Raw genomic sequence first — 14,921 nt, 5'->3', positions numbered from 1 at the left:
TAGAATCTAAATAGTAAGATATGCAAACAGAAAAGGTAATAACACATATTGTTGACTGGTTAAAAGATTATGCAACCAAGGCAAATTGTAAGGGTTTTGTAATCGGGGTTTCAGGAGGAATCGACTCAGCGGTCACTTCTACCCTTTGTGCAAAAACTGGTTTGGACCTTTTGTGTTTGGAAATGCCAATTCACCAAGGTGAAAATCAAGTGACCCGCGCAGATCGTCATATTGATTGGTTGATAGAGAATTTTCCGAATGTTTCCCGTCAGCCTGTAAACCTTACTCCAGTATTTGATAGTTTGGTAGAAGCTTTCCCAAAAACTAAAACCGAAGAAGAAAGGTTTATGTCCCTGGCAAATACTCGCGCTAGATTACGCATGACCACCTTATATTATTTTGCCGCCCTTAAAGGCTATTTGGTAGCTGGGACGGGAAACAAAGTTGAAGATTTTGGAATTGGGTTCTATACCAAATATGGTGATGGCGGGGTTGATCTAAGTCCAATTGCCGATTTGGTAAAAACTGAGGTTTATGAAGTAGGCCGGGTACTTGGAGTTAACCAAGATATCATGGAAGCACCTCCAACTGATGGTCTTTGGGGAGACAGCCGTACCGATGAGGACCAAATTGGCGCATCTTACCCTGAATTGGAATGGGCCATGCAAATGGACGACCAAGGTAAAACAGCAGATGATTTTACGGGAAGGGAAAAAGAAGTATTCTCTATATATAAAAGGTACAATTCTGCCAACAAACATAAGATGGTTCCTATACCCATTTGTGAGATTCCTGAAGGTTTAAAGTAACCAGTCACCCAAAAAACCCTAAACTAAAACGAAAAAACCATAGTTTTTCTATGGTTTTAAGAAAAAAATTAGAGTTTTACATCGGTAAATTGTTATCTTGCTTGCCACTAAATGTAAGTATTTAGCCACTAACCATACTTTAAACTAATTTAAATGATCAAAGTTTTAATTGCTGATAACCATCCCATTGTGAGGCTTGGTGTTAAGCAAGTGCTTGAATCTAGTTCAGATATTGAAGTTATTTCAGACGTTTCTACCACTACTGAACTTTTTGAAGCTCTAAAATCGACGACCCCCGACGTAGTGATTTTGGAAATGGACATTCCAGAAATCAACGGTATAGCAACATTACGAAAACTTAAAATGGATTACCCAGACATCAAAACATTGATGTACAGTGGTCAATCCGAGGATGTTTACGCCCTTAGCACCATTAGAGCTGGTGCTTTCGGTTACCTGTCCAAAACCGCTGACGTGGATTACATTATTTCCGCCGTTAAGAAAGTGAGTGAAGGCAACATGTTCATTACCAATGAACTTGCCCAGCGTTTGGCTTTCGACGAAGGAACTCAAAAACCACGTAGGTTCTTTAGAAAACTTTCTTCCAGAGAGGTTGAAGTATTGAAACTTTTGGCCAGTGGAAAAAGAAACAAAGAAGTTGCGGAAGGACTTAATTTGAATGAAAAAACAGTAAGTACCTACAAAGCACGTTTGATGAAAAAATTAAATGTGGACAACTTGGTAGACTTGCTACAACAAGCAAAAGCCTTAGAGCTTTATTAGAAAAACCAAACTAACTTGAACTAATCCCGATCAGAAATGGTCGGGATTTCTTATTAAGAAAGCACCCTGTTCAATTTGGCATTCAACAATTTGTTGAGCTGAAGATAGTTCATGATTTCTTCCAGAACTTCGGTATTATCGCCATTGTTATCTTGGGTACGTTCCTGTAGTTTTAGAATTCGATTCTTGACCAAATTACAGCGAAGGGTTAAAATGGTTTCCCCGACTAATTGGGCCACACCAACTTGTTTATCTTTTGGATAGATGTCCTTACGTTCCCAATCGTGAAGCACATATTGCTCTTCTTCCATTAAAATGGAAGAGACCTCAGCAACAATTTCTTGTTCCAAATCAGACATAAAAGTATTTACTGAAAAATCAGCATCCTCATTCAAACGCTCGATCAGTTTATAATAAATGACTTTAAACTGCTCATTGGTCAATTCTATTTCGTCTTCCTGAAGATCTAGATATACTTTTTCATAGACTTTGGCCTCGGTGACTTCGGGTTCCAGAACCAATTCGCCATCTTCATTTTCTTTCAAGACCAAATCCTCAAACTCCTGTTTTTGGTTTCCGTAGAGCAACAACACCTCAATGATCTTGCGTTCCAACTCATATTGTACATCAACCTTTTCAACAACCGCATCGTTCTTAACAACCTCAAATGCCTTTTGCTCCTGTTTGACCTTTTTATTGGCTTCGGTTTGAAACTTTTTGTCAATTTGAGCAAGTGTATTATATAGAACCTCCTCAGAAATCTGCATGATTCTGGCACACTCCTGAATATAGATCTCCTTTTGAATACGATCAGGAATTTTACTGATGCTGTTCACAATGTCCCGAACCGTATCAGCCCTTTTTATAGGATCATTGGCGGCTTCCTCAGCTAACAAAGAGGTTTTGAACTGAATAAAATCTTTGGCATTTTCCTCCAAATAGAGCACCAAATCTTCATAGGTGTTGTTCTTGGCAAAACTATCAGGATCCTCACCTTCTGGAAATGTACAGACCTTTACATTCATGCCCTGCTCCAAAATAAGGTCAATTCCACGCAAGGAAGCACGTAATCCAGCTGCATCCCCATCAAAAAGTACCGTAATATTTTTGGTGAGTCTGTTGATCAACCGAATTTGCTCAGGTGTCAAAGCTGTCCCACTGGAGGACACCACATTCTCCACACCCCGCTGAAACATTTGAATAACATCGGTATAGCCTTCCACCAAATAACAATTGTCTTCCTTGGCAATGGCCTGTTTGGCAAAATTGATTCCGTAGAGCACTTTGCTCTTGTGATAAATTTCACTTTCAGGGGAATTTAAATATTTGGCGGCTTTTTTATCGCTGGTTAAAATACGACCACCAAACCCAAGCACCCTCCCACTCATGGAATGGATGGGAAACATCACCCTACCCTTAAATCGGTCAAAGGTTTTGGTTTCTCCGCCTGCTTGTTCCTTAACAATGGTCAGACCCGTTTTTTCTAAGAATTCCAACTGATAGCCTTCTCCCAAAGCATCCTTTGTAAAGGCTTCCCATTGGTCTAAACTATATCCAAGACCAAACTTTTTAATGGTTTCATCGGTAAAACCTCGCTCCTTAAAATAAGTAAGGCCAATGGCTTTTCCTGGTTCGGAGTGCCAAAGAGTTTTGGAAAAGTATTTTTGGGCAAACTCGGAAACCAAATACATACTCTCGCGCTCACTGGCGAGTTCTTTCTGCTCGTTGGTCTGTTCGGTTTCCTCAATTTCAATGTTATATTTTTTAGCCAAATATTTTATGGCTTCTGGATAGGTGAAATGTTCGTGTTCCATTAAAAAAGCCACCACATTTCCTCCTTTGCCACTACTAAAATCCTTCCAAATCTGTTTTACAGGAGAAACCATAAAACTCGGGGTTCGCTCATCTGTAAATGGGCTCAATCCCTTAAAATTGGAGCCAGATTTCTTCAACTGCACAAAATCACCAATTACCTCCTCCAATCGGGCGGTTTCATATACTTGATCTATGGTGGTTTTTGAAATCACGGAAAAACGTTAAAATAGCTGTTAAAGGTAAATAAAAACAAAGTTTTCACGAATTGGAAATTCAAATTGGATTTTCAGATTTACTATCTTAGAAGCATCTTACTGTTTTACAGAACGGGTGATGCCCTAAAATTGAAATTTATGAAGATGAGAACACTGCTCAGTATTTGTTTTATAGTCCTATTTACCAGCCTTAATTTTGGAATTTATGCCCAAATGGCCGATAAAGCAGCTCCCGTTATTGAAAATGGTGAAGCTCAAGTGGTCGAAGCTTTTTCCGACCCCAGTAAATGGATAAGACACGATCTATGGGTGGAGACAGAATTTGATTCCGATGGTGACGGTAAACTGGACCGTATGCACGTTGATGTAACCCGACCTGAACAAACGGATTCCGAAGGACTGCAACTACCCATTATTTACGAATCTAGTCCTTACTATGCAGGTACAGCTGGTTTGGATAAAGATATTTTTTGGGATGTAAAACATGAGTTGGGTGAACTGGGCAAACCCAGAAAGCATCCTGAAGTTACACGCATTGGAGAACGTCCGATTATATCCAATTCCCAAATTCAAACTTGGGTTCCTAGAGGATATATTGTGGTTCATTCTTCGTCACCAGGTACGGGACTTTCCGATGGAGCCCCAACGGTTGGTGGAGATAACGAATCTTTGGCACCAAAAGCAGTTATCGATTGGTTGTGTGGAAGAGCCAAAGGGTATACCGAGCGTGATGGAGATAAGGAAGTAAAAGCTTATTGGTCCACTGGTAAAGTGGGCATGACGGGAACTTCGTACAATGGAACCATTCCATTGGCAGCGGCAACCACAGGTGTGGATGGATTGGAAGCCATTATTCCAGTTGCGCCGAACACTTCCTATTACCATTATTACAGATCAAACGGTTTGGTACGTTCACCAGGAGGATATTTGGGTGAAGATATCGATGTTCTTTACGATTTTATCCATAGTGGTGACGAATCTAAAAGAGCCAGAAACAACCAAGTGGTTCGAGATACAGAGATGAAAAATGGCTTAGATCGTATTAGTGGTGATTACAATGATTTTTGGGCTGGTCGTGATTATTTGAATGATATGAAGCCTATGAAAGCTGCACTTTTGATGTCACACGGTTTCAACGATTGGAACGTAATGCCTGAACACAGCTATCGAATTTATAACAAGGCGCGGGAAATGGGATTGCCTGTTCAAATTTATTACCATCAAAACGGACATGGCGGACCACCACCTGTTAATATGATGAACCGATGGTTTACCCGATATTTATATGGTGAAGAAAATGGCGTTGAGAACGACCCAAAAGCTTGGATTGTTCGCGAGTACGACAAAAAAGACAATCCAACACCTTATGCAGATTTTCCGAATCCTGAAGCAAAAGATATAAAACTCTATGTATCAAAAGGAGCACCTGAAAAAGGTGGACTTTCAATTTCAAAACCTAATAAACAGGGTACTGAAACGCTCGTGGACAATTATTCATTTTCAGGGGCCAGTTTGGCTCAAGCTGAAACCACGAAGCATCGATTGATTTATCTTACCGAACCTTTAACCGAAGACGTGCACATTTCAGGGATTCCTAAAGTGAACATCAAATTGGCCAGCAGCAAACCTGCAGCCAATTTATCCGTTTGGTTGGTTTCATTGCCTTGGAAAGAAGGGTATAACACTAAAATCACGGATAATATTATCACTAGAGGATGGGCCGACCCACAAAATCACAGTTCCTTAACAAAGAGCGAACTGCTAAAACCTGGCAAATTCTATGAAATGGAATTTGAATTAATGCCCGATGATCAAATTATTCCAAAAGGGCAACAAATTGGATTAATGATTTTTTCAAGCGACAAGGAATTTACACTTTGGCCAGAACCTGGGACAGAATTGACGGTTGATTTGGATGGAACAGTACTGACCCTTCCTGTGGTTGGAGGTAAATTATAATCTTACAGCAACTGATCGATATCATTTGAATTGCTTTTGATTTTAAGTGTCTTTGGGATAGTTTAACCATTATCCCAATTACATGAATATTTTAATTGTTTACGGCACAGCTGAGGGGCAAACGCAAAAAATCGCAAGCTTTATGGCAAACATTTTCCATGAAAATGGTCATAATGTAGTAACAGCAAATGCAACCGAAAACCCACCTACCCCAGAGGAATTTGACGCCATTTTAATTGGAAGTTCCATCCATCTGCATAAATTCAAATCATCCATCAAATCTTATATAAAAGAAAACTTGATGGGTTTGAATGAAAAATTGACTGGGTTTTTCTCTGTAAGTCTGGCCATGGCTTCGAATAATCCTGAAGAACATGAAGCCGTTAAAGAGATCACAACTTCATTCTTATCCAAATTAAACTGGAAGCCCAAACACATTTATCATATGGCTGGTGCTCTAAAATTCTCAAAATATGATTATCTTAAGAAGATGACCATGCGTACCATTGCCAAAAAGGAAAGACCTGGCGAGGAGATTGATATTAATTTGGATTACGAATATACCGACTGGAAAAAGGTCGAAACACAAACATTGAACTTTGCTGAAAGTTTACAAAAATTAAAACTCCATGAACAAACATAGTTTTTCAACACTTTCCGAAGCCGTAAACACCCTGACTTCCGAAGGTTTCAAAGAAGATTTTGAGGCAGGAGAAACTAGTATCATAGCACTCTATTCCAAAAAAGAATATGATCCGAGTGAATTAAAAATTCTAGGCACCTATCGTTTTGAAGGGGAAACAAATCCAAGCGATGAAGCCACTGTATTTGCCCTTGAAGCTTCCGATGGCACCAAAGGAACTTTAGTCATGTCCTACAGCGCTGAACACGGACAAAATGTGGAATTGATCAAACAAATTCCGAATGCGCAGGAATAACCTAACCAAAAAACTTACCCATGGCCGACGGTTGGTACAGCAACCAACCTGTTAGGCTAAACCTACTTTTATGGGCTTCCAAAACAGCATGTGGTACTTCTGCACTTTTAAACATGACACAACGAGCCGCCAATGGTTCCACCAAAAAACTGGAGCCATCCTTTTCAAAAATCTCTAACTCCCCACCATCTCCAGGTTGCCAAGCATCATTTAAGTAGATGATCATGGATATCATTCGGTTATTTCGACTTTCGAACTGATCCAAGTGTTTATCGTAGTGCCCTCCAGAAGGATAATGCGCCAAATGAAACTCATAACCTGATAAACTGAGGTAACAATAACGGTTAAAAATATGCATGGTCTCATCGAGCAAGCTCCAATAGGCTTCTAAATTTGCATCACGCTTACGATCTAGCCAATAGGTAAAATCGCCCCGAACTTTTGTATTGATTTGATGCTCTTCCAAAGCCCCTATTCCTGCCAAAGTAAAAGCAGGCAATTGACCGAGAAAAAAGGATTTGATCTCGGTATATAAATCTTCGCGCAGAAAGTGATCTATGATCACATAATCCTTATTGGAGATGTCATCCATCCAGGACAGCCAATCCTCCAAACCATGATAGGTTTTCAAGTTTCAAAAATGTGCGCAAATGTAGCTGATTTTTAAAAACGAACTTTAAATTTCTTTATCCTAGACTTTGAAAACCATACCTTCGTAAAGCACTAATTTTGTCCCAATATTCTTTATTCATGATTCTATTTTTTGGAACAAGACCTGGTAAAAAAGAAAGCAAGCAACTAAATAATGTTGCTTGCCCTTATTGTCATCAGACCAATACCTTAACCGTGATGGCACAACCCAACTATGCCCATTTGTTCTGGATTCCCATATTTACGATCAACAATGTAAAATATGCGGAATGTTCCCATTGCAAAAAAGTGTATTACAAAGAGGAATTTACGCCTGAGATGGAAAATGCCCTATAGCTCAAATCGGATTCCCATCGCTATATTGTTTCGTTTTTTAGAAGTTATTTGTCCATCCTGATTAAAGTAGAAGCTTTCCCTAAAATTTGGTGTCAGATCGTATTTTACAAAAAAGGTGCTATTACCATGACCAGCATATGTACTCAAACCAAAAAAGGATTTTCTTCGGGCTTCTGAAGAACCTGTAAAATAAGCTCTTTGTAAATATTCCGAACCATTTTCACTAGGCTCAAACCCATCACCGAACTTAATTTTTTGAATAGTTTCTATATTGATTCCATAATATGCTCCAAGTCCTACCTTGAATTTATTCTTTGTAGAATATCTCACATAATCCCCATATTCTTTCCTTTTAGATGGTCCAAATTCAAAATGTATAGGAAAAATAATATCAGTTTGTCTAAATTTTGATTTTTTCAATTTACCAGTTGGACTACCATAAACTTCATTGGCATTTGCGAGTTCTATAACTGGCGGTTCGTAATTCCCAACTATTTCCGTATTTCTGACAAACAATTGATTATTGGTTTTTAATCCATTCCACTGAAACGAAAATCCATAGGTAAAGCGCAACCAATTGCTGTTTTTAAATACTCTTGTTTTCCAAACCCAACCTAGTTCAAGTGACTTACTTCCCAAAATTTGATGCGGAAGTTCCAACACAGGTTTATCTTCAATAATGTTGTTCAATATCCCAATACCAAAAACTAAATTGGATCGTGTTCTTCGATCTCTTCTGGGAAGATCCGATCGATAATAATTAATTCCCAGCAATTCATGGGCTTCTTCAAAAAAGTGTTCTTCTAGAAACACTTCTGGAATCAATAAGTAAGATTCATTTCGTTCCAACAATGCAATTTGGTTATCCAAAATCGCAGATTTATTCTCAATATTCAAAGCCCGCCTTTCGGCTGCTTCTTTTTTTAATACATCTGCCTCCTGCATACTTATCTCCTCGTTATCCAAACGCTTATTGATTTCCTTTACTTCAGATTTTAAGGCTTCCTTTTCTTCTTCAATAATGCGTTGCTTCTCAATTTTCAGTGCCTCTATTTTCTTTTGATAGTCTTCCTGTCCGACCATGGATTGGGAGATTAAAAGCAAGAATACCAATGCGGAATAAAATGTAATTGTTCTCATGATTTGTTTTGGTTTAGCCATCTTCTACCCTTTCCACCTAACCGAATAGGCGGAAAAGAATCGAAGAATGGTTTTGATTGATGAATAGTTATTCGTTGCGGTCTGCAACCGCGGTTCGTAGTTTAAAATAGCCTGTTTTTAAGGCGTCAAATATTTGGTCCCTGAACGATTCGTCGAGCTCGTCCTCTACTTCGGCCAGTAAGGACATCGCATCAACGGTTCCGTTCGGTGTAAAAAGTTTATCGGCCATAATTTGTTTCTGGGCTGCATAGAGCAGTGAGTCTACTTCTGCATCGGAGACATTTGTTTGCGAAGCTTCCATTTGTGCAACTTGCGCCACAACTTCATCCAGTTTTTGCGCGATCAGCAAGTTTCTATTTTGCTCCAATTGATCTTTTACTGCATCTTCATTTATGGATTGATCTAATCTTGGTTGGACAATGGCAATTTGATCAGATTGAGGTTCTACTTCTTCTTTTTCAACGGGTGATTCAATATCAGTTGCAGCAACTGTATTTTCAACAGAAACTGATTTTTCCACTTCAAAAAGCTCATTTTGGTCTTCTACAATCACATCTTCCTCCACCTGCTCTTCCACCAATTGCATGGGTTGTTCCTCAGTGGCCGAATCAGAATTAAAATAAAATACTGACACCAAGACTATGCCCACAACACTTGCTGCAATGGCATAGGGAAACCAACGTTTTCCTCCATTTTTCTTTTCAACGGAAACTTCTGAAGTAATTTTCTCCCAAGCATTGGAAGATGGAGTGATTTCCCGATCCTTCAGTGTTTCCTTGATATGTTTTTCCAATTTATCCATATCCTAAATTTTATTTGCCCGATTCTCTTCGGGGCGACATTCCTTTTAAAGTCAAATTTTCTTGAAGCATTTTTCGAGCTTTGAACAGTTGCGATTTTGAGGTGCCCTCCGAAATGTCCAACATCTCCGCAATCTCTTTGTGTCCAAAACCTTCAATGGCGTAGAGCAAAAAAACCGCTTTGTACCCCTCTGGAAGTGCATCTATCAAATGCTGCACATACTCCATATCCAAAACTGAATCTTGGTGGGTTGGATGTTCATGATGCACATCAATCGCATCTTCATCATACACCACAAATTGCTTTTTGCGCAGATGGGATATGCTTTCCCGAACCATAATGGTTCTGATCCACCCCTCAAAACTCCCTTTGAAACCAAATGAACTTAAATTGTTGAATACTTTGATGAATCCCGTCACCATTACATCTTCGGCATAATGCAGGTCTTTTACATATTGTCTGCAAACCCCCAACATTTTAGGTGCAAATTTTTCGTACAACAACTTTTGGGCTTGCTGATCCCCTTTAATTGATCTTTTGATCAATTGCTTCTCGTTATTGTTCAAAGAGATAATTCTCAAAGTAATGGTTTCATTAGTGCTTCTATTTTATAGACGCAATGAAAAATAGAAAGGTTGCCTGAAAATAAAATTTTTAGGTATAAAATTGAATATTAGTATATTAAAATTTATTTTTTTCGATCAACCACGTAGTTGACCATTAAAGTAAGGGAACTTTTATATTCAGAATCGGGGTAATTGTCCAAAATGGACAGGGCTTCATCTTTAAACTCCAACATCTTGGACACGGCATATTCCAGACCGCCCATCTCCTTTACGTAGGCAATGACTTCACTTACGCGTTTCTTGTTTTTGTTATGCTTTTTGATGGAATTGATGAGCCACTTTCTTTTTTCGGTATCACTTTGGTTGAGGGCATAAATCAACGGAAGCGTCATTTTTTGTTCTTTTATGTCGATCCCCGTAGGTTTTCCAATCTTCTCGGCGCCATAATCAAAAAGGTCATCCTTGATCTGAAAGGCCATTCCACAAAGCTCACCGAAACGTCTGAAAGTTTCTACTTCATCAGAATCGGGTCGTACAGAACAAGCACCCATGCTACAACAAGCAGCGATCAAGGTGGCCGTTTTTTGGCGGATGATGTCGTAATATACCTCCTCGGTAATATCCAACAAACGGGCTTTTTCTATTTGAAGTAGCTCGCCCTCACTCATATCCCGAACCGCATTGGAAATGATATGGAGTAAATCGTAATCCTTATTTTCCAAGGAAACCAAAAGACCTTTCGAGAATAAAAAATCGCCTACCAATACAGCAATCTTATTTTTCCAAAGTGCGTTGATGGAAAAGAAGCCTCTGCGCTTATTACTGTCATCCACTACATCGTCGTGTACCAAACTTGCGGTGTGAATCAATTCGATGATGGAGGCTCCTGTGTAGGTACGCTCATTCACTTCACCATTCAACAATTTAGCGGTCAAGAACACGAACATAGGGCGCATTTGTTTGCCCTTTCTGTTTACAATGTAATAGGTGATTCTATTGAACAAAGCCACTTTGGACGACATGGATTTAAGGAATTTCTCCTCAAAAAGTTCCATTTCATCTTCAATGGGCTCCCTAATCTGCGAGACTATTTTCAACTGTTGGGTTTGGCAATTTTGGTTTTGAGACCCTAAAAGTAGCGAAAATGCCACAGTTGGTCACAGGATAAAACAAGTTTTAAGACAGATGTGCGAAATGCTCGATAATTGGTTGGTTCTAATTTGAAATTAATTTCTCGACTGCGCTCGAAATGACAAATTAATTCTTTTTGAACTTGACTCTTGAACTTGTGCTTGGGGTGAAAGGTGAAAGGTGAAAGGTGAAAAAATATTGTTTACTCAAAATTGATCATTGTTAATTGATTATTGCTTATTCGCCAATTGTCCGCAAGCAGCATCAATATCCTTTCCACGAGATCTACGAACAGTTACGGTAATCCCATTTCGTTCCAAGGTGTTTTGGTACATTTCCACCGCTTTGTTGGAAGCTTGTTGAAACTCTCCATCATCAATCGGATTGTATTCGATTAGATTGACTTTGGACGGTGCAAACTTGCAGAATTTCACCAAGGCATCCACCGCTTCTTGGGTGTCGTTGATGCCTTTCCAAACTACATACTCGTAGGTGATTTTGTTCTTGGTTTTGCTGTACCAATATTCCAATGCCTCACGAAGATCCTTTAAAGGAAATGTTGCATTGAATGGCATAATGGAAGTACGGACCTCATCAATAGCAGAATGTAAGGAAACGGCCAAACCGAATTTCACCTCTTCATCGGCCATTTTTTTAATGATCTTCGGTACGCCAGAAGTGGAAACCACAATTCGTTTAGGTGACATACCCAATCCCTCGGGGGAAGTAATCTTGTCAATAGCCTTAAGCACATTGTTATAGTTCATCAAGGGTTCGCCCATGCCCATAAAAACGATATTGCTCAACGGACGGTCAAAATACAATCGGCTTTCGTTGTCTATCGCCACCACTTGATCGTAAATCTCATCTGGATTCAGGTTTCGCATACGCTTTAAGCGTGCCGTGGCACAAAATCTACAATCCAAACTACATCCTACCTGACTGGAAACACAGGCTGTGGTCCGTGTATCTGTCGGAATCAAAACGGACTCTACAATCAACCCATCATGCAAACGGACCGCATTTTTAATGGTGCCATCAGAGCTGCGTTGCATTTGGTCTACCCGAATATGGTTGATCACAAAGTTATCTTCCAACATTTGTCGGGTTTCCTTGGAAATATTGGTCATGGCATCAAAGTCATGGGCAGATTTTTGCCACAACCATTCGTATACCTGGTTGCCCCGAAATGCCTTGTCGCCCTGCTCCACAAAAAATTGTCGTAGCTGCTCCTTGGTCAATGCCCGTATGTCTTTCTTTTTGATTTCCATTACCTAAAGATACAGAAGAAAAAATCCCGCAGGTAGTTACCTAACGGGATTTCCCTTTTATGAAATATCGTGTTTATAGAATCAACATCGCATCCCCGTAGGAATAAAAACGATATCCTTCCAAAATAGCTTGCTTGTATGCTTTCTTGATTAAATCGTGACCTGCAAATGCAGAAACCATCATCAACAAAGTTGATTTTGGCAAGTGGAAGTTGGTAATCATACAATTTGCAATGCTGAAATCGTATGGAGGGAAGATGAACTTATTGGTCCAACCCTCAAAAGTATTCAAAGTGTGTTCCGAAGAAACGGCACTTTCCAAACCTCTCATCACTGTTGTTCCCACAGCGCAAATCTTTCTTTTTTGATCCTTGGCATTGTTCACTACCTCTGTAGCTTTTTCATCAATCACCAATTCCTCACTGTCCATTTTGTGCTTGGACAAATCTTCTACCTCAACAGGGTTAAAAGTACCCAATCCAACGTGAAGCGTCACTTCGGCAAAATCGATGCCTTTAATTTCCAAACGCTTCAACAAATGCTTAGAGAAGTGCAGACCTGCAGTTGGAGCAGCCACAGCACCTTCATGCTTTGCATAAATGGTTTGGTAACGCTCTTCATCTTCTGGGGTTACTTCTCTTTTAATGTATTTTGGAAGTGGAGTTTCCCCCAACTCTCTCAATTTTCTTCTAAAATCGGTATAGGAACCATCATAAAGGAAACGCAAGGTTCTACCTCTTGACGTGGTGTTGTCGATTACCTCAGCCACCAAACTTTCGTCATCACCGAAATACAATTTGTTCCCGATACGAATCTTTCTAGCAGGATCAACCAACACATCCCAAAGGCGTTGTTCTTGGTTCAATTCCCTTAGCAAGAACACCTCGATTCTAGCTCCAGTTTTTTCTTTATTTCCAAAAAGTCGAGCAGGAAACACCTTGGTGTTGTTCAAAACCATAACATCACCTTCGTCGAAGTAATCAATTAGGTCTTTGAACATTTTGTGTTCAATTTTTCCTGTATCTCTGTGAATTACCATTAGTTTGGATTCGTCCCTGTGTTCCGCAGGGTGTTCGGCCAACAATTCTTTTGGCAATTCAAAATTGAAGTTCGATAATTTCATTTGGACTTTTTTTCGTTTTTTTAAAGAGGATGCAAATATACGACCTCGCAATAGGGGATGTCAAGTAATTTGATGATTAAATGCCCATTACATTTCTGCAATGCCGAATCCAAGGGCCTTCAAATCATTCCAAAAATCGGGGTAGGATTTTGAAACAACGCCTGCATCATTTACCATCAAATCTTTTTTTAATGCCAATGGGCCAAAAGCCATCGCCATTCTGTGGTCGTTGTAAGTATCAATGGCCACTCCAGTATTTAAGGTTTCGGCGGCGTGAAGTGTAAGACTCTCTGCATCGATATCCACCTTGGCTCCAAATTTTCCAAGCTCGGTTTGTAAGGCAGCCAAACGATCGGTTTCTTTAATGGGCAATGTATGAAGTCCTGTTAAATGACAATCGATTCCCAATCCCAAACAAGTTACTGCAATAGTTTGAGCAATATCAGGGGCATTGGCCAAATCGCATTCAAAAAAATCAGTTTTGGCTTCTGCTATTTTTGATAGGGTAATTTGATTGTTTGAAAAAGTGGTTTCCACCCCAAAATGGGTATAAATTTTAGCCAGTACGCTATCTCCTTGCAAGGAACTTTCTTTATAGGATGAAAGTTTAATTTCTGAACCAACTTCGGACAATGCGGCAATGCTATAAAAGTAACTTGCCGAACTCCAATCGGACTCCACTACTAAAGTAGTATCAGCTACACTTGCTTTGGACTCCACTTTAATTTTGTTGCCTTCAAAAGAAGTGTCAACTCCTATTTGTTCCAAAAGTGCCAAGGTCATTTTAATGTATGGAACCGAAGTTATTTTGCCAATCAAATCCAATTCCAATCCATTTTCCAAACTTGGTGCGATTAACAATAAGGCAGAAATGTATTGACTACTGATATTGGCTGGCAGGGAAACTTGGCATTTTTCCAATTTTTTACCAGAAATCTTTAATGGGGGATAACCCTCTTCTTTTTCGTATTGAATATCGGCACCCAAGGCTTGCAAAGCTTCAACCAGAACTTTTATGGGTCTTTCTTGCATACGTGATGAGCCCGTGAGCACGACTTCTTTACTTGCTTGAGATGCGAAATAGGCCGTTAAAAACCGCATCGCTGTTCCTGCATGGTGAATGTCCACTGTACCGTTGGAGATTTTCAACCCCTTTTGCATTACCTCACCATCATCGGAATTGGAAAGGTTCTCAATGTTCACATTTGGAAAAAGCGCTTGAAGCAATAACGAACGGTTCGTCTCGCTTTTGGAGCCTGTAATTCCAATTTCCTTTTGGATGGTTTTATTTGAAGGTGCGGTAAGTTGAAGTCTCAATTTTCTTCTCTTTGAATGAATCTTCAAAACTAGAAAAAACAGCCC

15 protein-coding genes are annotated in these 14,921 nt (G+C 39.6%); 6 read left to right on the top strand and 9 right to left on the bottom strand.

Annotated features, from left to right (window positions below; genetic code table 11):
• Window positions 1-20: 20 nt before the first annotated feature.
• Together nadE and BLQ18_RS06355 are read left to right on the top strand one after the other, a co-directional pair.
• On the top strand, window positions 21-809 hold the full coding sequence (gene nadE / locus BLQ18_RS06360) for an NAD(+) synthase (protein ID WP_090293545.1): 789 nt from the start codon (window positions 21-23) through the stop codon (window positions 807-809).
• Window positions 810-962: 153 nt separating this feature from the next.
• Complete coding sequence (locus tag BLQ18_RS06355) at window positions 963-1,592, top strand: response regulator (RefSeq protein WP_090293544.1); 630 nt, start codon at window positions 963-965, stop codon at window positions 1,590-1,592.
• Between the two features lie 53 nt (window positions 1,593-1,645).
• Here BLQ18_RS06355 and dnaG read toward each other — a convergent pair whose 3' ends face one another.
• Window positions 1,646-3,619: a DNA primase gene (dnaG, locus tag BLQ18_RS06350; protein ID WP_090293543.1), complete on the bottom strand. Its 1,974-nt coding sequence runs from the start codon at window positions 3,617-3,619 to the stop codon at window positions 1,646-1,648.
• 141 nt (window positions 3,620-3,760) lie between these two features.
• Here dnaG and BLQ18_RS06345 point away from each other — a divergent pair, with 141 nt between their 5' ends.
• From BLQ18_RS06345 to BLQ18_RS06335, 3 genes are all read left to right on the top strand, one after another.
• Window positions 3,761-5,581, top strand: a complete 1,821-nt coding sequence (locus BLQ18_RS06345; protein ID WP_417935099.1) for a Xaa-Pro dipeptidyl-peptidase — start codon at window positions 3,761-3,763, stop codon at window positions 5,579-5,581.
• An 82-nt stretch (window positions 5,582-5,663) separates the two neighbouring features.
• Window positions 5,664-6,224 (top strand): flavodoxin domain-containing protein, encoded by a 561-nt coding sequence (locus tag BLQ18_RS06340; protein ID WP_090293541.1) that lies wholly within the window; start codon window positions 5,664-5,666, stop codon window positions 6,222-6,224.
• Window positions 6,211-6,519, top strand: a complete 309-nt coding sequence (locus tag BLQ18_RS06335) for a phosphoribosylpyrophosphate synthetase (protein WP_090293540.1) — start codon at window positions 6,211-6,213, stop codon at window positions 6,517-6,519. Before BLQ18_RS06340 ends, BLQ18_RS06335 begins: the two co-directional genes overlap by 14 nt.
• Before the next feature lies 1 nt (window position 6,520).
• Here the strand turns inward: BLQ18_RS06335 and BLQ18_RS06330 are convergent, their stop codons facing one another.
• The gene (locus BLQ18_RS06330) at window positions 6,521-7,150 is read right to left on the bottom strand and encodes a 2OG-Fe(II) oxygenase (RefSeq protein WP_245668074.1); all 630 of its coding nucleotides are present in this window, start codon (window positions 7,148-7,150) and stop codon (window positions 6,521-6,523) included.
• 119 nt (window positions 7,151-7,269) lie between these two features.
• Between BLQ18_RS06330 and BLQ18_RS06325 the strand changes: the two genes are divergently transcribed.
• Window positions 7,270-7,506 carry a zinc-ribbon domain-containing protein gene (locus BLQ18_RS06325; RefSeq protein ID WP_090293539.1) on the top strand — a complete coding sequence of 79 codons (237 nt, stop codon included), beginning with the start codon at window positions 7,270-7,272 and terminating at the stop codon, window positions 7,504-7,506.
• Here the strand turns inward: BLQ18_RS06325 and BLQ18_RS06320 are convergent.
• From BLQ18_RS06320 to BLQ18_RS06290, 7 genes are all read right to left on the bottom strand, one after another.
• On the bottom strand, window positions 7,501-8,646 hold the full coding sequence (locus BLQ18_RS06320; RefSeq protein ID WP_139150369.1) for a hypothetical protein: 1,146 nt from the start codon (window positions 8,644-8,646) through the stop codon (window positions 7,501-7,503). The genes BLQ18_RS06325 and BLQ18_RS06320 overlap by 6 nt on opposite strands.
• An 88-nt stretch (window positions 8,647-8,734) precedes the next feature.
• Window positions 8,735-9,469: a hypothetical protein gene (locus BLQ18_RS06315; protein ID WP_090293537.1), complete on the bottom strand. Its 735-nt coding sequence runs from the start codon at window positions 9,467-9,469 to the stop codon at window positions 8,735-8,737.
• A gap of 10 nt (window positions 9,470-9,479) precedes the next feature.
• Window positions 9,480-10,049 carry an RNA polymerase sigma factor gene (locus tag BLQ18_RS06310; RefSeq protein ID WP_090293536.1) on the bottom strand — a complete coding sequence of 190 codons (570 nt, stop codon included), beginning with the start codon at window positions 10,047-10,049 and terminating at the stop codon, window positions 9,480-9,482.
• Between the two features lie 107 nt (window positions 10,050-10,156).
• A complete protein-coding gene (locus BLQ18_RS06305; RefSeq protein ID WP_090293535.1) occupies window positions 10,157-11,131 on the bottom strand; it encodes a polyprenyl synthetase family protein in 975 nt (324 codons plus the stop codon).
• Window positions 11,132-11,395: 264 nt separating this feature from the next.
• Complete coding sequence (gene rlmN, locus BLQ18_RS06300; protein WP_090293534.1) at window positions 11,396-12,436, bottom strand: dual-specificity RNA methyltransferase RlmN; 1,041 nt, start codon at window positions 12,434-12,436, stop codon at window positions 11,396-11,398.
• A 73-nt stretch (window positions 12,437-12,509) separates the two neighbouring features.
• Complete coding sequence (queA, locus tag BLQ18_RS06295; protein ID WP_090293533.1) at window positions 12,510-13,559, bottom strand: tRNA preQ1(34) S-adenosylmethionine ribosyltransferase-isomerase QueA; 1,050 nt, start codon at window positions 13,557-13,559, stop codon at window positions 12,510-12,512.
• An 87-nt stretch (window positions 13,560-13,646) separates the two neighbouring features.
• Entirely contained in the window at window positions 13,647-14,876 is a 1,230-nt protein-coding gene (locus BLQ18_RS06290; RefSeq protein WP_090293532.1) for a 3-phosphoshikimate 1-carboxyvinyltransferase, read from the bottom strand.
• Window positions 14,877-14,921: the final 45 nt, after the last annotated feature.

Source organism: Flagellimonas zhangzhouensis (assembly GCF_900102925.1).
Taxonomy (GTDB): domain Bacteria; phylum Bacteroidota; class Bacteroidia; order Flavobacteriales; family Flavobacteriaceae; genus Flagellimonas; species Flagellimonas zhangzhouensis.
The sequence above is the reverse complement of the archived record's forward strand: the minus strand, read 5'-3'. Positions and strand labels throughout refer to the sequence as shown.